Source organism: Actinacidiphila rubida (assembly GCF_900110255.1).
GTDB lineage: Bacteria > Actinomycetota > Actinomycetes > Streptomycetales > Streptomycetaceae > Actinacidiphila > Actinacidiphila rubida.
Genome location: NZ_FODD01000029.1, coordinates 28107 through 46223, shown reverse-complemented (window position 1 = coordinate 46223; position 18117 = coordinate 28107). Strand labels below are relative to the sequence as shown.

General features: G+C 76.1%; 13 protein-coding genes. 7 read left to right on the top strand and 6 right to left on the bottom strand.

From position 1 onward, the window contains the following. Window positions 1-243: 243 nt before the first annotated feature. Both BMW99_RS26520 and BMW99_RS26515 read left to right on the top strand, forming a co-directional pair. Window positions 244-2946 carry an ATP-binding protein gene (locus BMW99_RS26520; RefSeq protein ID WP_079176190.1) on the top strand — a complete coding sequence of 901 codons (2703 nt, stop codon included), beginning with the start codon at window positions 244-246 and terminating at the stop codon, window positions 2944-2946. A 102-nt stretch (window positions 2947-3048) separates the two neighbouring features. Then, window positions 3049-3549: a hypothetical protein gene (locus tag BMW99_RS26515; protein WP_075017698.1), complete on the top strand. Its 501-nt coding sequence runs from the start codon at window positions 3049-3051 to the stop codon at window positions 3547-3549. 125 nt (window positions 3550-3674) lie between these two features. Here BMW99_RS26515 and BMW99_RS26510 read toward each other — a convergent pair whose 3' ends face one another. Together BMW99_RS26510 and BMW99_RS26505 are read right to left on the bottom strand one after the other, a co-directional pair. After that, entirely contained in the window at window positions 3675-5684 is a 2010-nt protein-coding gene (locus BMW99_RS26510) for an N-acetylmuramoyl-L-alanine amidase (protein WP_069467100.1), read from the bottom strand. A 268-nt stretch (window positions 5685-5952) separates the two neighbouring features. Beyond that, window positions 5953-7044, bottom strand: coding sequence for an aminoglycoside phosphotransferase family protein (locus tag BMW99_RS26505; protein WP_075017670.1), 1092 nt, complete (start codon window positions 7042-7044; stop codon window positions 5953-5955). Between the two features lie 229 nt (window positions 7045-7273). Between BMW99_RS26505 and BMW99_RS26500 the strand changes: the two genes are divergently transcribed. Continuing rightward, window positions 7274-8776 carry a DNA-binding protein NsdB gene (locus BMW99_RS26500; protein ID WP_069465873.1) on the top strand — a complete coding sequence of 501 codons (1503 nt, stop codon included), beginning with the start codon at window positions 7274-7276 and terminating at the stop codon, window positions 8774-8776. Window positions 8777-8929: 153 nt separating this feature from the next. Here the strand turns inward: BMW99_RS26500 and BMW99_RS26495 are convergent, their stop codons facing one another. Further along, complete coding sequence (locus tag BMW99_RS26495; RefSeq protein WP_069465872.1) at window positions 8930-10381, bottom strand: PP2C family protein-serine/threonine phosphatase; 1452 nt, start codon at window positions 10379-10381, stop codon at window positions 8930-8932. Window positions 10382-10826: 445 nt separating this feature from the next. On the opposite strand from BMW99_RS26495, the gene BMW99_RS26490 reads away from it, so the two are divergent. The 4 genes from BMW99_RS26490 to BMW99_RS26475 all read left to right on the top strand — a co-directional run bounded on the left by BMW99_RS26490 (window position 10827) and on the right by BMW99_RS26475 (window position 15788). Continuing rightward, window positions 10827-12299, top strand: a complete 1473-nt coding sequence (locus BMW99_RS26490) for a HEAT repeat domain-containing protein (RefSeq protein WP_075017669.1) — start codon at window positions 10827-10829, stop codon at window positions 12297-12299. An 87-nt stretch (window positions 12300-12386) separates the two neighbouring features. Next, a complete protein-coding gene (locus BMW99_RS26485) occupies window positions 12387-13508 on the top strand; it encodes a glycosyltransferase family 4 protein (protein WP_075017668.1) in 1122 nt (373 codons plus the stop codon). Beyond that, window positions 13505-14692, top strand: a complete 1188-nt coding sequence (locus BMW99_RS26480) for a glycosyltransferase (RefSeq protein ID WP_075017667.1) — start codon at window positions 13505-13507, stop codon at window positions 14690-14692. The genes BMW99_RS26485 and BMW99_RS26480 overlap by 4 nt, the downstream gene beginning before the upstream one ends. 130 nt (window positions 14693-14822) lie before the next feature. Beyond that, on the top strand, window positions 14823-15788 hold the full coding sequence (locus tag BMW99_RS26475; RefSeq protein WP_069463477.1) for an SGNH/GDSL hydrolase family protein: 966 nt from the start codon (window positions 14823-14825) through the stop codon (window positions 15786-15788). Here the strand turns inward: BMW99_RS26475 and BMW99_RS26470 are convergent. The 3 genes from BMW99_RS26470 to BMW99_RS26460 are packed head-to-tail and all read right to left on the bottom strand — an operon-like array spanning window position 15680 to window position 17990. Next, window positions 15680-16567 carry a 5-oxoprolinase subunit C family protein gene (locus tag BMW99_RS26470; protein WP_075017666.1) on the bottom strand — a complete coding sequence of 296 codons (888 nt, stop codon included), beginning with the start codon at window positions 16565-16567 and terminating at the stop codon, window positions 15680-15682. The two genes, BMW99_RS26475 and BMW99_RS26470, sit on opposite strands and share 109 nt — an antisense overlap. Further along, window positions 16564-17232, bottom strand: a complete 669-nt coding sequence (locus BMW99_RS26465) for a 5-oxoprolinase subunit B family protein (protein WP_075017665.1) — start codon at window positions 17230-17232, stop codon at window positions 16564-16566. The genes BMW99_RS26470 and BMW99_RS26465 overlap by 4 nt, the downstream gene beginning before the upstream one ends. Further along, a complete protein-coding gene (locus BMW99_RS26460; RefSeq protein ID WP_075017664.1) occupies window positions 17229-17990 on the bottom strand; it encodes a LamB/YcsF family protein in 762 nt (253 codons plus the stop codon). Before BMW99_RS26460 ends, BMW99_RS26465 begins: the two co-directional genes overlap by 4 nt. Between the last annotated feature and the right edge of the window lie 127 nt (window positions 17991-18117).

The window sequence follows — 18117 nt, the reverse complement described above, 5'->3', positions numbered from 1 at the left end:
CGGGGGCGCACGAGGGGCGCATGGGGGGAAGGGGGTGGGGGCGCGGTGGTGGGAGACGTGTGCACGGTGGGAGGCTCGGGGACCGAGCCGGGCGGCTCGCCTTGCTGCCAGGGGGCGAACCGGCCCGGCTGTTCACCCTTACACGCCGCACCCGACGGCGTACGCTGTGAGGCCACCGGACAGATGTCCGTGCGGTACGGCGTGCGCGGGGCGCACGCGCCGGCCGCCGGCAGGGGGTGGAGCATGACGGAGAGCGACTCGCGCGACCGGCGGGCGCTGCTGGAGCGCGAGGCGGAACTCGCCGCCGTCGACGACGCGCTCGCCGCCCTCACCGGTGCCGGCGGTCCCTCCCACGGCGGACTGCTGGCCATCGCCGGACCCGCCGGACTGGGCAAGACCACGCTCCTCAAGGAGGTCCGCGCCCGGGCCGCCGCCCGCCGCTGCACGGTGCTCTCCGCCCGCGGCGGCGAGCAGGAGCAGCAGGTCGCCTTCCACGTCGCCCGACAGCTCCTGCAACCGCGCCTGGCCGGCGGCACCGACGCCGAAGTGCGCGAGACGCTGGGCAGTTGGTACGGCATCGTCGGACCCGCTCTCGGACTGTGCACCGCCGAGGGCCCGCCTCCCGACCCGCAGGGCCTGCGGGACGGCCTGGACTGGGTGCTGACCCACCTCGCCGTGCACCTCGCCCCGGCCGTCCTGGTGCTGGACGACGCCCACTGGGCCGACCCGCAGTCGCTGAGCTGGCTCGCCGCGTTCGCCCCGCGGGCCGACGAGCTGGACCTGCTGATCGTCGTCGCCTACCGGCCCGACGAACTCCCCGCGGGCGCCGACGCGTTCCGCGGCCTGCCCGGACGCGCCGGGCACCGCCCCATCGGCCTGGAACCGCTGACCGAGGCCGCCATCGGGCGGCTGGTCCGGCAGACCCTCGGGGAGCACGCCGACGAGGCGTTCTGCCGGGAGAGCTGGGCGGTCACCTCCGGCAACCCCTTCGAGGCCGTCGAGCTGACCGCCAAGGTGCACGACCGGGGACTGCCGCCCGACGCCACGAGCGCCCCGCTGCTCAGGGACCTCGCCGCCGCGGTCAAGGGCACCGGCCTCATCGCCCGGCTGGAACGGCTCGGCCCCGCGACCGTCCGGCTGGCGTGGGCCGCGGCCGTGCTGGGCACCGAGATCCAGCCCGCGCTGGCCGCCACGGTCGCCGGCCTCGGCCGCGAGGCCGCCGCCGACTGCGCCGACCGGCTGCGCGAGGCCCGCATCCTCACCGGCAGCCGCACGCTGGAGTTCGTCCACCCGCTGATCGCCACCGCGGTCTACCGCGCGATCCCCGACGCCGTGCGGGTGGCCCTGCACGGGCAGGCCGCGTGGGCGGTCGTCGACGCCGGGCTGGGCCCGGGCGCCGCGGCCCGGCACCTGCTGGAGACCCACCCCGAGGGCGACCCCGCGGTGGTCCACCAACTCCGCGCGGCCGCCGGGGAGATGCTCCGTGCCGGAGCCCCCGAGGCGGCCCGCAGCCACCTGGCCCGGGCCCTGCGGGAACCGCCCCCGGCGAACCAACGCGCCGCGGTGCTCTACGAGTTGGGCTGCTGCTCCCAGCTGCTCGAACCGTCCACGACGGTCAACCACCTGCGCGCCGCGCTGGAGGAGCCGATCGACGACCCGGAGCTGCGCGACGACATCCACTTCCGGCTCTCGCAGTCGCTCGCCCACAGCGACCGGCTCAGCGAGGCCGCGGAGGTCGTGGGTCACGCCGCGCGCACCGCGACCAGCGCGCGCACCCGGCTGCGCATGCAGTCCGAGCAGTTCATGTGGGACGCGTTCCGCGCCGACGAGCCCGACTCGCCCAGCCGCTCCCGGCGGCTGACCCGCCTCGCGGACCGGCTCACCGGCCGCGACCTCACCGAGCGCTACATCATCGGCCTGCGCGCCTGGGACGCCACGCTGCGCGGCGAGCACACCTCGACGGTGCTGCGGCACGCCGGCCGCGCCCTGGAGGGCGGACTGCCGTGGGCCGTCGACGGGCGCGGCTTCGAGGTGCCGGTGCTGGTCGCCATGACGTACATGTACAGCGACCGGCCGGACCGCGCCGAGGAGCTGTTCGCGACCGGCATCGCCGACTTCGAGCGCCAGGGCTGGCGCGGCGCGCACCTGTCGTTCGGCTATCTCCTGCTCGGCTACGTCCGCTACCGCGGCGGGCGGCTCGCGGAGGCCGAGGAACTGGCTCGCGACGGGCTCCGGCTGGCCGAGCGCGTCGGCCGGGGCACCCCGGTGCAGTGGTACTCGGTCGCGGTGCTCATCGAGATCCTGCTGGCCCGCGGACGCGTCGACGAGGCGACCGCGCTGGCCGCCGAGTACGCCTTCCGCGAGCCGTTCCCGGCCGCCGTCACGTTCCCCGACGCGCAGGCCGTGCACGGCGAGCTGCTGCTCGCCCGCGGGTTGCACCGGGAGGCGGCGGCCGTGCTGTCCTCGGTGGGCCGGCGGCTCGACCCCCGCGGGATGCGCAACCCCGCCTGGTGCCCGTGGCAGCTCGACCTGGCGCTCGCCGAGGCGCACGACGCGCCCCTGCGCGCCAGGGAGACGGCGCTGGACGCGGTGACCCGCGCCCGGCAGTTCGGTGCCGACTCCGCGATCGGGCACGCGCTGCGGGTGGCCGCCGAGGTGGTGGACGACAACGACGAGGCGCTGAAGCTGCTGGCCGAGGCGGTGGACCGGCTCTCCGGCTCGCCCTCGGCCTACCAGCTGGCCTGCGCCCTGGTCGCCCACGGCACCGCGCTGCGCCGCGCGGGCGCCGGCACGGCGGCCGCCGCCGAGCTGGACCGCGGCCTGACCGCCGCCCGGCGCTGCGGCGCCGACGGCCTCGCCGACCGGGCCCTCGCCGAGATCGCGGCGCTGGTGCCGCGTCCCGCGGCACCGGCCGCGGCCTCCGGGGCGGGCCGGCCGGTCGGCTGATCCGTCCCGGGTCCCACGGTCGCCACGGCACGGCTGTGACGGCGCCGCGAGCGGCCCGCTCCCGGCTGCCGTCGGCCTGCGGAAACCCGTACGATGGGCGGCATGTCCTTCCTCCGCCGCCGTAGTGCAGCCACGCCCACCGGGCCGGACTTCGACGTCCTCGCGATGGACCCCGGCGACTGGCCCGGCGACCTGGGCGCCGGCCTGCTGCCCGGCCCCGACGGCAGCTGCCAGGGCATCTACCTGCGCTACGACCTGTTCGGCGGGCGCGGCCCCGCGATGCTGATCGGCAACCTGCCGCCCGGCTCGCCCGCCCGCGAGCTCGCCGAGGGCCAGGTGCCGTTCGAGGTGGCGCAGCTGCTGGCCGCGCTGGGCAACGACGAGCCGGCCGAGGTCACGGAGATCGAGGACACCCCGGTGTGGCACGGCGACGGCCTGCTGATCGTGCGGCGGATCAAGATCTCCGAGTCGCGGGTCGCCTGCGCGCAGTTCGACCGCAGCGACGGCGTCCAGGTCACCATCGCCACCTGGGACCGCCCGATCACCGACGACCTGTACCAGCTGCTGAAGCCGCTGCCCGCGGAGATGTTCCAGGCCGGCTGAGCGCGGGCGGCACGCCGCACATGACGCACGTGGCGAGGGGCGCCACCGGAGAGATCCGGTGGCGCCCCTCGCCACGTGCGTCGACGCGGCCGGGCCGGGTCAGCGCGGACCCGGCCCGGACCGGGTCACTTCGCCGCGCGCGTCGTCGACGGCAGCAGCGTCACGTCGTCGGCCCTGACGTACTCGACCCGGTGGCCCAGCTGGATCTCGTAGTACAGCTGCTTGCCCCGCACCACCTTGTGGCTCGTCGAGGTGTCGTACGTGACCGCGTAGTAGTACTCGCCGGGCACCACGTTGCCGACCACGTACCGCTGGCCCGCGGCGATCGTGTACGGCATCGCGTAGATGCCCTGCACCGGGACGTCGGACGGGTAGGCGGAGGCCTCCGGGTAGGCACGGCCGTACACCGGGACGGACGCCAGGCCCGCCTTCGGGGTGATCACGGCGCCCACCGCGTTGACGGCCGTCGGGTGGTTCTCCGGGTTGTAGAACCACGCCTCCTGCCCGAGGTACCAGATGGCCGTCCAGTCACCCTGCCGGTCCGCCACCGCGTACTGCTGGCCGGTGGAGGCGCGGGCGCCCACGTCGTTGACCCCGGTGGTGCTGGCGCCGGTCGCGCCGTGCAGGCCGATGTCCTTGACCAGGGGCGCGTCGGTGCTCGGCGCCGTGTACAGCCGCACCGCCTCGGAGCCGTACGCCGGGCAGGTGTCGCCGGCGGTGACGCAGCCGGTGTAGAGCGGCTGGTTGCTCTCGAAGTCCGGGTCGATCGTCACGATGCCGCCCCACGGGCCGGCGGTCGCGTGCACGGGAGCGCCCAGCAGCTCCATGTAGTGCGCCCAGTCCCAGTACGGGCCCGGGTCCGTGTGCATGCCCGAGATGTACGAGGCGGTCGGGCCCGGCACGTTGTCGTGGCCCAGGATGTGCTGCCGGTTCAGCGGGATGCCGTACTTGCCGGCCAGGTAGCGCACCAGGCGCGCCGACGAGCGGTACATCGCCTCGGTGTACCAGGTGCCCGGGTCGACCAGGAAGCCCTCGTGCTCGATGCCGATCGACTTGGCGTTGGTGTACCAGTTGCCCGCGTGCCAGCCCACGTCCTTGGTCTGGACGTGCTGCGCGACGTGGCCGTCGGACGAGCGGACGGTGTAGTGCCAGGCCAGGTACGACGGGTCCTGGACCAGCTGCATCGCCGTGTCCCAGTAGCCCTCGGTGTCGTGGATGACGATCGTGTCGATCTTCTGGTCGGCCGGCCGGTTGGCCTTGTCGTAGTTGCCGTAGTCACCGGGGTCGGTGCCCAGCGACTGGTACGGCGCCGGCACCCACTCGCAGCCCAGTCCGGGCGGGCACTCCGTTCCGGCGTCGTTGGCCTTCGGCAGGCCCATCCGGGTCGCCTGCCCGGAGGCGGGCGCGAGCGACGGGTCGGCCGCCAGGCGCACCTGGTCACCGGTGTCGGTGGTGCGGGCCTGGCCCTGCTTGATGACGTCGAAGACGTCGTCCGCGAAGGAGGCCGCGGTCTGCTCGTCGCTCGCCCCCGAGTAGCGGGAGACGGCCGCGTACCAGTCCGCCGGGTCGGAACTCAGCGGCTCGCCCAGGGACTTCTGCGTGTCGGCGAGCAGCGCCGCACCGCCCTGGACGTTCACGGCCGCGTCGCCGCGCAGGCTGTCCGCGGACATGCCGGTCAGGGACGCGGCACGGTCCAGGGTCGTCAGCGTCGCCGGCAGCGCCGCGACGTCGGGCGCCTCGGCGGTGGCCTTGGTGATCAGCGGACGGGACGCGTCGCCGCGTCCGTCGTCGCCGCCGTCGCCCAGGCCCTGCTGCGGGAACTGCGCCAGCGCGGTGCGCGCGTCGGTCAGGTGCATCGGGCCGTAGCCGCCGCTGACGCTGGGCATGCCCGGGTGGGTGTCCCAGCGCGACTCCAGGTACGAGACGCCGAGCAGCACGCTCTGCGGCACCTGGTACTGCTGAGCGGCTGCGGAGAACGCCTGCTGCAGCGAGCCCGCGGCGCCGTCCTGTGCCGGCTCCGCGGCGTGCGCGGTCCCGAACACGGGCAGCAGCGCGGCGGTCGCCGCGACGGCGGTCACGGTGCGCGGCAGGCGTCGCCCGCGGCGTCTGTCGTTCGGCGGAGCGGATCCTTGCACAGCAGCCTCCAAGGGGTACCGGTCGATCGGCATCCCCTTGGCTACCGGCTCGCGGATCATCCGTCAACTACCCGTATACGATGCCGTCTTCGCACGTCAGCGCCGGTTCGCGAACTTTCTCCGCCCGAAGCCGCCGACCAGCGGGGCGTCACTGGTGTGGACCACTGCGGCGCGTCGGCCCCCCTGCGGCACGCACCGCCCGCGGGCGCGTCCCGCGCCCCCGGGGCCGGCCGCCGGGGTGGGGCGGACGGCGGGAGGAGGCCGGCGGTCAGCGGGTGCCGACGGCGGCCCGGACGGCGCGGCGTGCCAGGCCGCAGTCGTCGTGCAGGCGGCGCAGCAGCAAGCGCTGCTCCTCGCCGGCCTCGGCGGCGCCCGGGGCGATCGGGCCGGGCGCCTTCATGGTGCGCTGCACGGCGGTCTCGTAGGTGCGGATCTCCCGGGTCAGCACCAGCATCAGGTTGACCAGGAACGCGTCCCGGGCGGCCGGACCGGCCGACTGCGCCTGCTGGCTGATCTGCCGCCGCGCGGCCGGGTCGTCGCCGAGCACCGACCACAGCACCGCCAGGTCGTAGCCGGGCAGGTACCAGCCGGCGTGCTCCCAGTCGACCAGCGACGGGCCGGCCGGCGAGAGCAGCACGTTCGAGAGCATCGCGTCGCCGTGGCAGAACTGCCCCTGCACGTGGGCCAGTCCGTGCAGCAGCTTCTGCAGGTCGCCCATGTCCCGGTCGGTGAGCAGGCCGAGTTCGTGGTAGCGGTTGATGCGGGACGGGTAGTCGATCGGCGCGTCGAAGGCGCCGGCCGGGGGCCGCCACAGGCCGATCCGGGTGTACGCCTGGAGCGCGGCGCGCACGTCGGCCCGCGTGGGCGCCTGCGAGGGGTGCCGCTGCGGGCTGACGACCCGTCCGGGCATCCGTTCCATCACCAGCACGCAGCTGTCCGGGTCGGCCGCGATGAGCCGTGGCACCCGCACGGGGGGACGGTGCCGCACGAAGGTGCGGTACGCCGCTATTTCGTGGCGGAAACGTTCCGCCCACGCCGGCGACTGGTCCAGCAGGCATTTGGCGACGGCCGGCGCGCGGCCGGAGGTGCCGATCAGCAGGGCGGTCCGGCCGCCGCGGCGCAGCAGCTGCACCGGGGTGAACTCGGGACAGATGCGCTGCACGGCGGCCACCGCCGTGCGCAGTTGGGCCCCTTGGGGACCGCTCAGGTCGAGTCTCCCGCCGATCGGATGGGAGCCGGGCGCCGGACCCCGCCGCAGTGCGGTGGCGGGGCGCCGGGGCGCCGGGCGGAACACCGGCTCCCCGACAGCGGGGAACGCGGGGCGGGGTGGTGCGGACACGGAGGACGATGCCGAATACATGATGAGGAAGCAGATCCCTTCGTGTGCCTGCGAGTTCGGTCGCACCGCTCCCGGCCCGGCACCGCACCCTGGGGAATGCGGTGCCGGAGGCGGGGTGGCGCGTTCCTACCTGACACCCGGGCGCGGGTGGCAGACCATCTGGCGGACCCTGGCGAACCCTGGCGAATAGTCGCGGGGCGATTGTCGGGGGGAATAGTGTCGACAGTGCCGAGGAACCTGGGGGCTTGACGTGAACGACGAAGCGGACCCGGCCAACACCCGACTCTCGGACCTGTTCGGTCTCACCGGATGGTCCAAGGGCGAACTCGCGCGGCTGGTCAACCGGCAGGCGGCGGCCATGGGCCACCCGCAGCTGGCGACCGACACCTCGCGGGTCCGCCGCTGGATCGACACCGGCGAGTCGCCGCGCGATCCCGTGCCGAAGGTGCTGGCGGCGCTGTTCACCGAGCGTCTCGGCCGTGTCGTGACCATCGAGGATCTCGGGTTCGACCGGCGCCGGCAGACAGGCAGGAAACCTACCGGAGACGGCCTTCCCTGGCCGCCGGAGCGAACCGCCGCGGTCCTCACCGAATTCACGGGAATGGACCTCATGCTCAACCGACGCGGTCTGGTGGGCGCGGGCGCCGCGCTCGCCTCCGGCACCGTACTCAGCACTGCCATGTACGACTGGCTCCACACCGACCCGGCCCTGGCGGCCGACGGCCCGGCCCTCGACGACCCCCTGTACGCCGATCCGGCCGCCTACGACCGCTACGAGGCGGCGCCCGTCGGCTCCCAGGAGATCGAGTCGCTGGAACGCTCCGTGGAGGTGTTCCGCGCCTGGGACGCCTCGCGCGGCGGCGGGCTCCAGCGCAAGGCCGTGGTCGGCCAGCTCAACGAGGTGGGCGGCATGCTCTCCTACCGCCATCCTCCGCACCTGCAACGGCGGTTGTGGGGGGTGGCCGCCAACCTCGCGGTCCTGGCCGGCTGGATGTCCCACGACGTGGGCCTGGAACCCACCGCCCAGAAGTACTTCGTGATCGCCGCGCACGCCGCGCGCGAGGGCGGCGACCGCCCGCGGGCCGGCGAGGCGCTGTCCAGAGCGGCCCGGCAGATGGTCCACCTCGGCCGCCCGGACGAGGCGCTGGACCTGATGAGGCTGGCGGCGTCCGGCTCCGGTGAGCAGGCCCTGCCGCGCACCCGGGCGATGCTGCACACCGTCGAGGCGTGGGCGCAGGCGTCCATGGGCCGCGGCCAGGCGATGCGCCGCACGCTGGGCGAGGCCGAGGACCTGTTCACCTCGGACCGCGGCGACGTGCCGCCGCCGCCCTGGATGCAGAACTTCGACGAGGCGGACCTGCACGGCATGGAGGCGCTGGCCTTCCGCACCCTGGCCGAGCACGACCCGGCGGCGGCGACCCAGGCCCAGTACCACGCCAAGCAGGCCATCACGCTCCGCGCCGGCGGGCACGAGCGGTCGATGATCTTCGACTACCTCTCGCTCGCCTCCGCCTGCTTCATCGCCGACGACCCCGAACAGGCCGACACCTACGCCCGGTTGGCGCTGCTGACGATCGGTCAGACGTCCTCGCACCGCACCTGGGACCGGCTGCGCGAGATGTACCGGCTCACCGGCAGGTACGCCGACTACCCGCGCATCCAGGACCTGCGCGAGGAGATCGAGACCGCGCTGCCCAGGAAGCGGTCGAAGGGCCGGCCGGGAGGGGCCGGCGAGGGGACCGTGCGGGTGTGAGCGGTCGACCCGGGGTGCCGGCCTGACGCCGAACGGGCCGGACGCGCCACCGGGTCGACCGCTCATCTCCCCTGCCCGTCCTCGACGGAGACCTCACACCGGAGGACGTCGGCGGCCGCCCGCGGGATCGGGCCGGCGGCCGCCCGTCGCCGGTCAGCCGATCCTGGCGATCAGCACGCAGGCGTCGTCCTCGCGCTCCGGCACGCCGAACTCCTCGGCCACCATGCGCAGGCAGTCCTGCGCGGACCGGGCCCCGGCGAACAGCGGTGCCAGGGCCAGCAGCCGGCTGACGCTCGCCTCGGGGTCGGCCGCGCCGGCGGCGCGCCGCGGGATCAGCCCGTCGGTGTGCAGCACCAGCAGGTCGCCCGCGGCCAGCTGCTCGCTCGCCTGCGCGTAGGCGGCGCCCGTGGTGGCGCCGAGCAGCACGCCGTCGGGCGTCTGCAGCACGCGCCCCGTCCCGCCGCGGAACAGCAGCGGGGCGGGGTGGCCGGCCTGCGACCAGTGCAGCACCCGGCTGCGCGGGTCGTAGCGGCAGCACAGCGCGCTGCCGAGAGCCGGCTGGGGGGAGGTGTCCAGCAGCTCGTTGAGCCAGCCCATCAGCGGGCCGGGCTGCAGCCCGGCCACGGCCATGCCGCGCAGCGCGCCGAGCAGCATCGCCATGCCCGACGTCGCGGCGACCCCGTGCCCGGTGAGGTCGCCGACCGTCAGTAAGGTCGCGCCGTCGGGCAGCTGCATCGCGTCGTACCAGTCGCCGCCGATCAGGGCGCTGGTGGCGGACGGGAGGTAGTGCGCCGCCAGGTCCATCGTCACGGGTCCACCGTCCAGCGGGAACTGCTGCGTGCCGCGCCACGGGGGGAGCACGGCCTCCTGCAGTTCGACCGCCAGCCGGCGCTCGGTCTGCGCGATCTGCCGCTGGCGCTCCAGGGAGTCACGCGTCTCCCTGAGCGTCCGCTGGCTGCGCCGCAGATCGCTGACGTCGCGGACGACCGCCCACATGGAGACGGTGCCGCCGTCGGCGCCGAGCACCGGTTCGCCCACCATGTGCACCGTGCGCACCGAGCCGTCCGCGCGCACGATGCGGAACTCCCCGTCGATCGGGCGCCCGTCGACCAGGCAGCCGGTGACCATCCCGGTCAGCAGCTGCTGGTCCTCGGAGAACAGCCACGACGGCAGCTCGTCCAGGGTCAGCGGGCCGTCGGCGGGGGAGCGGCCGAAGATGCGGTACAACTCGTCCGACCACTGCACGTCGTCGGTGAGCAGGTCCCACTCGGCGCTGCCGGCGCGGCCCAGGGAGCCGACCGTGGCGGCGTCGGGCACCCGCTCGCGCAGCGGGGCGTCCAGCAGCAGCTCGCCCGCCTCGGCGTCCAGCTCGAAGCCGTCCCTGAGCTGGCCGAGGTGGGAGTCCAGGTCGTCCAGCTGGTGCACGGCCAGGTCGCACAGGGCCCGCTGCCAGCGCTGCTGCGGGTCCTCGGCCGATCCGTCGCCGTCGCGCAGCACCGCGTCGACGCGCGTCCTGAGCTGGCGCGCCTGGGAGATCAGCGCGTCCACGGCGCCGGGGTCCGGCGCCTGAGCTGCGGTGTGATCCGCGTGCGTGGGGGACGGCATGACGCACTCCGAACGTGTCTGCTGGCAGGCGCTTGTGCGGCCTGGGCGGCCTCGGTGAGCAAAGGACCGGTAACGACTGTTGCACAGGGAGCGATGGGCCGTAAGGGTTTCTTCGATACCCGATCCGGTGGTGCTCGGGACATATGCCGGACGCAGCTCCGTCCGAGTGGCGTGCCGCACACCCGTGCGTCACCGGGTGCCGGACCGCGGCACCCGCCCGTGCCTCCGCACCGCTGCCACCGCCCCGGCCGGCCTGCGGGTTGTGGGCTTCCACCAACAACCCGGAAGCGACATCGCGCCGCCGAATCGGTAGGCTGCCGCCGCCCGTCCCCACGGAATCCCCCGCTCCAGCCAGGTATGGAACGCCCGCTGGCCGGTAAGGATGCCGGGCACCGGCAGCGGAAATCCCGTTGCCATGGAATCCCCCGCACCGGATGCTGACCTCATGTTCGACCCAGACATAGCGCCCAGCGGCACCCTTCTCGGCCTCCTTCAGCGAGGACGCGGGGACGGGCCCCTGCATGCCCTGGCGGCCGACCGGGCGGAGGCCCTGGCCGCCCTGGAGCAGTGCGTGCTGCGCGACCCCCGCCTCGACTGGCGGGTCGAGTCGCGCTCCCTCTACTACGCGCGCCTCTACTCCGACCTGGAAGGGCCGCTCGACGGGATCGAACAGCACCTCTTCCACCCCGACGACCTCGTCGCCCCCGACGAGCACCGCTGCGGCCTGGCCCTGTCCGTGCTCGGGCACCTGGCCGGCTACGGGCGCCGCGACGCGATGCGGCTGCTGCGCCGCTACGCCGCCGCCGGCGGCTGCTGGGAGTGGGCCCTGGACGAACTGGCACTGCGTGACGACGAGGCCGGGCTGCGCGCCCTGGGCCCCGCCGTGGTCGCCCGCTTCCCCCGCGGCCCGGAGGGCGACGCCGAGCTGGCCCGCGCGGTCCGCGAGGCGTACGAGCCGCGCCCCTGGCAGTTGTGGGCCGAGGACGCCGCCCACCCCGACACCGCCGAGCGGGTCGCCAAAGCCGCCGAGCAGGTCTCCTTCGACCGCTGGCAGCGCCAACTGCGGCCGGCCGGACCCACCCCCGGGTGGAGCGTCGCCGCCGTGCTCGCGTGGGCCGAGGAGGGCCTGGCGGCCTATCCCGCCGTCGAGCGCGACCAGCCCGCCGCCCGCTGCCTGGCCGCCGTCGCCGGCCCCGAGGACCGGCCCGCGCTCGTCGAGGCCGCGCTGCGCGGCCCGTCGGCCGCCCGCGCCGCGGCCCTGCGCCACCTCACCGACCGCCGCGACCCCGACCGCCTCGACCTGATCGAGACCGCCGCGACGGACCCCGACGAGCGCGTCGCCCGCGCCGCCCTGGAGTCCTTCGAGCGGCTGCGCGACGACGAGGCGCTGGCCCGCGCCCGCGCCTGGGTGCCGCGCCCCGACGCGCTCGGCGCGGCCGCCGCGCGCAGCCTCGCCCGGCACGGCGGACCCCAGGACGCCGACCTGGTGCTCGCCGCGCTGCGCCGCACCGTCCAGTCCGGCGGCGCCGACGCCGACGGGCTCGACGCCCTCGTGGAGGGCGTCGGCCGGCTCGCCGAGGGCGCCACCGGCGGCGACGACTGCCGGCAGGGGCAGTTGACCGCCTGCCGGGCCGCCCCCGTGCTGCGCCACGTCTACCGCGAGACGTCGTCGTCACACGTGCGGGGCCTCACCGCCCACGCGCTGTCCGCCGCCGACCCCGGATTCGGCGCGGGATTCGCCGTCGAGTGCCTGTGGGACTGCGAGGAGGCCACCCGGGAGCTCGCCGCGCACCGCGCCGCGTCCGGAGACGTGCGGGTGCTGGCGCAATTGCGACGCCTCGCCGCAGACCCGGCCGAGGAGGACGATGTCCAGACGGCCGTGCGAGGCCGGCTGAGCTCCGGAGGTTCCACCAGGTGAACCGGGAGTTCTAACGCTCACGGGCCGTTCCCCCAGGGGAAAGATCCACGTGGTCCTGACAACTCCCACTACGGCGACAACCACCGTATGAGAGTCGCCATCGTCACCGAGTCCTTCCCCCCGGACGTCAATGGAGTGGCCCACTGCGCCCTGCGCACGGCCGAGCACCTCGTCAGGCGCGGGCACGAACCGCTCGTCGTCGCCCCCGCCGGTCCCCACGACGTCGACCCCGCGCAGGACCCCTGCCCGGTCGTCCGGGTCCCGTCCCTTCCGCTGCCGGGCTACCCGCAGGTGCGGGTCGCGCTGCCCGGCCGCCGCACCGCCGCCGCCATCGCCGCACACCGCTCCGAACTGGTCCACCTGGCCAGCCCGTTCGTGCTCGGCGTGCGGGGCCTGGCCGCCGCCACCCGGCTGCGGATCCCCGCCGTCGCCGTCTACCAGACCGACCTGGCCGGCTACGCCCGCACGTACCTCAACGCCGGGGAGGCCGCCGCCTGGCGGCGCATCCGCGGTGTCCACGCGGCCGCCGCCCGCACCCTGGCGCCCTCCAGCGCCTCCGTCACCGCCCTCAGCGAGCAGGGCGTGCCGCGTGTGTTCCTGTGGCCGCGCGGCGTCGACTCGGTGCGCTTCCAGCCCGCGCACCGCGACCAGGCGCTGCGCCGTGAACTCGCCCCGCGCGGCGAGCTGATCGTCGGCTACGTCGGCCGCCTCGCCGCGGAGAAGCACGTCGAAGTGCTCGCCGAGACGTGCGCGCTGCCCGGCGTGCGGGTGGTCGTCGTCGGCGACGGGCCCAGCGCGCCCGGCCTGCGGGCCGCCCTGCCCGGCGCGGTCTTCCTCGGCCGCAGGACCGGCGACGACCTCGCGCGGATCTACGCCTCCCTCGACCTGTTCTGCCACACCGGCCCGTTCGAGACGTTCTGCCAGACCGTCCAGGAGGCCATGGCCAGCGGCGTGCCGGTCGTCGCCCCGGCCGCCGGCGGACCGCTCGACCTCGTCGACCACGGCAGGACCGGCCTGCTGGTGCCGCCGCTCGACGGGCTCGCGCTGTCCAGCGCCGTCCAGATGCTCCACCACGACCCGCGGCTGAGGGTCCGCTTCGGCACCACCGCGCGCGCCGCCGTGGCCGAGCGCACCTGGGAGGCCGTCGGCGACCAGCTCCTGGACCACTACGACCAGGTCATCGGCGAGCGTCAGGCGGCCGTGGCATGACGAGCGCACCGATCCCCGCCGCAACCCCCGGACACCGGCTGCGCATCGTCCGCGTGGCCAACTTCGTCACCCCCGTCTCCGGCGGCCTGCGCACCGCGCTGCGTCACCTCGGCGAGGGCTACGCGGCCGCCGGGCACGAGCCGGTGCTCGTCGTCCCCGGGCCGCGGGCCACCGACGAACTCACCCCGCAGGGCCGGGTCGTCACCCTGCCCGGGCCGGAGATCCCCGGCACCGGCGGCTACCGCCTGCTGGCCCGCCGCGGCCGCGTCGAGGCCCTCCTGGAGTCCCTGGCGCCGGACCGCCTGGAGGTCTCGGACCGCACCACCCTGCGCTGGACGGGGGAGTGGGCCCGCCGCCACCGGGTCCCGGCCGTCATGGTCTCCCACGAGAGCGCCGACGGCGTCCTCGGCACCTGGGGCCTGCCGCCCGGGGCCGCCCGCCGCACCGCGGACGCCCTCAACCGGCGCACCGCGAACTCCTACACCAAGGTCGTGTGCACCACCGGCTGGGCCGCCGCCGAGTTCGAGCGCATCGGGGCCCGCAACGTGGTGCGCGCCCCGCTCGGCGTCGACCTCGACGGCTGGCGGCCCGACAGCTTCGACCGGTCCGTCCGCGAGCGGTACGCCCGGCGGGGCACTCTGCTGCTGGTGATGTGCTCGCGGCTGTCGCCGGAGAAGAAGCCGGACACCGCCCTGGAGGTGCTCGCGCACCTGCGCCGCTCCGGCGTCGACGCGGTGCTCGTCGTCGCCGGTGACGGGCCGCTGCGCACCCGGCTGACCAACCACGCGCGCGCCACCCGGCTGCCGGTGACGTTCCTCGGCCACGTGCCCGACCGCTCCGAGCTGGCCGCGGTGCTCGCCAGCGCCGACGTCGCCCTGGCCCCCGGGCCGGTCGAGACCTTCGGGCTCGCCGCGCTGGAGGCCCTGGCCAGCGGCACGCCCGTGGTGGTCAGCGCCCGGTCCGCGCTGCCGGACATCGTCGGTGCGGCCGGCGCGTCCGCCCGGACGACGGCGGAGTACGCCGCCGCCGTGCAGCGCCTGGCCGCCATGCCCGAGCCGCTGCGGCGCGCCCGTGCCCGCGCGCAGGCCGAGCGCTACACGTGGCCGGCCGCGGTCAACGCCTTCCTCAGCGCCCACGGCGCGGCCCTGCTGCCCGCCGCGGCGGCCGCGGAGTTCCGGCGATGAACCGCACACCCCTGCCCGCCGCGGCACGTCGCCGCCCCGCGCCGGTCCCGGACCCCCGGGCCGGTGCGGGCGGTGCCACGGCGGGGACGGCGGCGAGGTGCGGTGGCCTTCCCGCGCGCGGGGGTGCACGGTGAACAGCGAGCCCGGGGGGCTGCGGTTCGCCGTACTGGGCGACTCGCTCAGCGAGGGCGTCGGCGACCCGCTGCCCGGCGGCGGGTGGCGCGGCTGGGCGGGCCTGCTCGCCCAGTCGCTCGGCGACGACGTCCTGCTGCTCAACTCCGCCCGCAGCGGCGCCCTGTCCGGCGACGTCGCGGGCCCGCAGCTGGAGGAGGCGCTGCGGCACCGGCCGCATCTCGCCTCGGTGCTGGTCGGCGGCAACGACACCCTGCGCGGTGGCTTCGCCATCGAGCGGGTGGCCGCCGAACTGCACGCCACCATCGGCGCGTTGCGGTCCGCGGGCGCGGAGGTGCTGACCGCCTGCCTGCCCGATCCCGGCACCGTGCTCGGCCTGCCGTGGCCGCTGGCACGGCCGTTGGGCCGTCGCATGCGGGCGCTCAACGAGACCGTGCACGCCCTGTCCGACCACCACGGAACCGTCCACCTGCACGCGGCGGCCCACCCGTGGTCGACCACACCCGGCAGCCTCAGCGCCGACAAGCTGCACCCGAGCGAGGCCGGACACCGGCTGCTGGCACGCGACTTCCACGCGCTGCTGGCCGCCACCGGACTCGCCACGGGACCGGCGCCCGGCCTCACCACCGACGGCCCGGCGCCCGGCAGGGCGGCGTCGGTGTGGTGGATGGCGACCCGGGGGACCCGCTGGGTCGCCGACCGCTGCACCGACCTGCTGCCCGACCTGCTGCGGCTGGCCTGGGCCGAGTACCGCAGCGAGTCGCACGGCACCGCCGGACTCCTCGACGCGGCCTCCGACCAGGACACCGCCGACGCGCTGGCGTCCCTCGGCCTGATCCGGGTACCGGCCCCCGACTACGCGAGGCGCGGGGCCCGTTCCGGCACGAAACGGATCCTGGTGCCGGGCGGCGACTGGGCCGCCGCGGGCAGCGAGGTCTCGGGCACGACGCCGATGACCGGGTAGCCGCCGGTGGTCGGATGGTCGGCCAGGAACACCACGGGGCGCCCGTCCGGCGGTACTTGGAGGGCGCCCTGCACCATTCCCTCGCTCGGCAGCTCCCCGGTGCGGACCCGGACGAGCGGCGGGCCGAGGGTGCGCAGGCCGATCCGGTTGGAGGCGGGGGAGACCTGCCAGCGGCCGGTGGCCAGCGTGTCCAGGGCGTCCGGCGCGAACCAGTCGTCGCGCGGCCCGGGCACCACCGGCAGCACCAACTCGGTGCCGGGCGCGGGGTACGGCTGCGGGTCGGCCGCGAGGACCCGGCCGAGGGGCGCGCCCACCGGCAGTTCGTCACCGTCGGCCAGCGGCGGCGGCCCGAGCCCGGACAGCAGGTCCGCCGACCGGCTCCCCAGCTCCGGCGCGACCGCCACACCCCCGGCGACCGCCAGATAGGACCGCAGGCCGAACGTCGCCGCTCCCACGTCCAGCACCGCGCCCGCGGGAACCCGCACCGGCGCGCCCCAGGCCGCGGGCCGCCCGTCGACCCGGACCGGGCACGCCGCGCCGGTCACCGCCACGACCGCGGGCCGCGCGGCACGCACCGCGCAGCCCCCCGCCGTCGTCTCCAGGACGGCCGCCCCCGGCGCGTTCCCGACCAGGCGGTTCGCCAGCAGCAGCGCCGGCGGGTCCAGCGCGCCCGACCGTGGGACGCCCAGGTGCGCGTACCCCGGCCGCCCCAGGTCCTGCACCGTGGTCAGCGGCCCGGCCCGCACCACCCGCAGCGCCGCCGGCGCCCCGGCGCTCACCGGACCGCCACGAAGCGTACGGCCCGGCCGGGCGCGAGCAGCGCGGCCGGCTCGCGGGCGGCGTCCCACAGCAGGGCCTCCGTCGTCCCCACGATCTGCCAGCCGCCCGGCGACGCCCGCGAGTAGACGCCCGCGTACGGGCCGGCCAGCCCGACCGACCCCGCCGGCACCCCGGTGCGCGGAGTCGCCCGCCGGGGCACGTGCCGGTCCGGCGGCAGGCCGGTCAAGTAGCCGAATCCGGGCGCGAATCCGCAGAAGGCGACCCGGAGCGGGGCGGCGGTGACGATCCGGACGACCTCGGGCGCGGTGGTCCGCCACAGCGCCGCCACCCCGTCCAGGTCCGGCCCGTCGAACCGCACCGGCAGCTCGACCTCCGCGCCCGGCTCCACCGCCACCGGCGGCAGCTCCCAGCCGGTGACCGCGGCCGCGAACGACCGCGGGTCGGCCAGGCCCGTCACCAGCACGGTGCGGGCCGCGGGGACGATCTCGGGTCCGGGATCGGCGGTGCCGCCCGCTCCCGCCCCCGCCGCGCCCGGGAGTCCACCCGCCGCGCGCCGCCGCAGCAGCTCCGCGTGCAGGGCCGCTGCACGCTCGCCGTCCGCCACCTCCACCAGCACCGCGGACCGGCCGGCCGGCAGCACCCGTATCGCCGCACCCCCGCTCATCCGAAGGCCTCCACCTTCACGCCCGCCCGCTCCAGCGCCCGCCGCACGCCCGCGGCCAGCAGGGCCGCACCCGGCGTGTCCCCGTGCACGCACAGCGACCTGGCCCGCACCGCGACCGGCTCGCCCGTCGCCGCCACCACCCGCCCGTCCCGCGCCAGGGCGACGGCACGCGCCGCCACCTCGTCCGGGTCCTCGACCACGGCCCCGGGCCGGGAGCGCGGCACGAGCGTGCCCTCCGCGGTGTAGGCGCGGTCCGCGAACGCCTCGGCCACCCGCGGCAGTCCGGCGTCCGCCGCGGCGGCCAGCAGCCGCGAGCCGGGCAGGCCCAGGACCGGCAGGTCCCCGGCCAGCCGCACGCCCGCGACCACCGCCGCGGCCTGCTCCGCGTCGTGCACCGCCCGGTTGTACAGGGCGCCGTGCGGCTTGACGTACGACACCCGCGAGCCCGCCGCGCGCGCGAACACCTCCAACGCGCCGATCTGGTACGCCACCTCCGCCGCCAGCTCGCCGGCGGGCACGTCCATCGCGCGCCGCCCGAACCCGGCGAGATCCCGGTACGAGACCTGCGCGCCGATCCGCACGCCGCGCGCCGCCGCCAGCTCGCACACCCGGCGCATCGTCGCGGGATCGCCCGCGTGGAACCCGCACGCCACGTTGGCGCTCGTCACCACCGTCAGCAGCGCCTCGTCGTCCGTCAACCGCCAGCGCCCGAAGCCCTCGCCGAGATCGGCGTTGAGATCGATGACCGTGTCCGCCATGGATGACCGCCCGGTGTCCGTCGCCGCTGTGCCGTAGCCCGATGATGGCAGGCGGCCGCGCGGGCACCGCGGGGCGGACGGCAGGCGGCATGCGGCGGGCAGCATGCGGCGGGCGGGGAACGGCGGG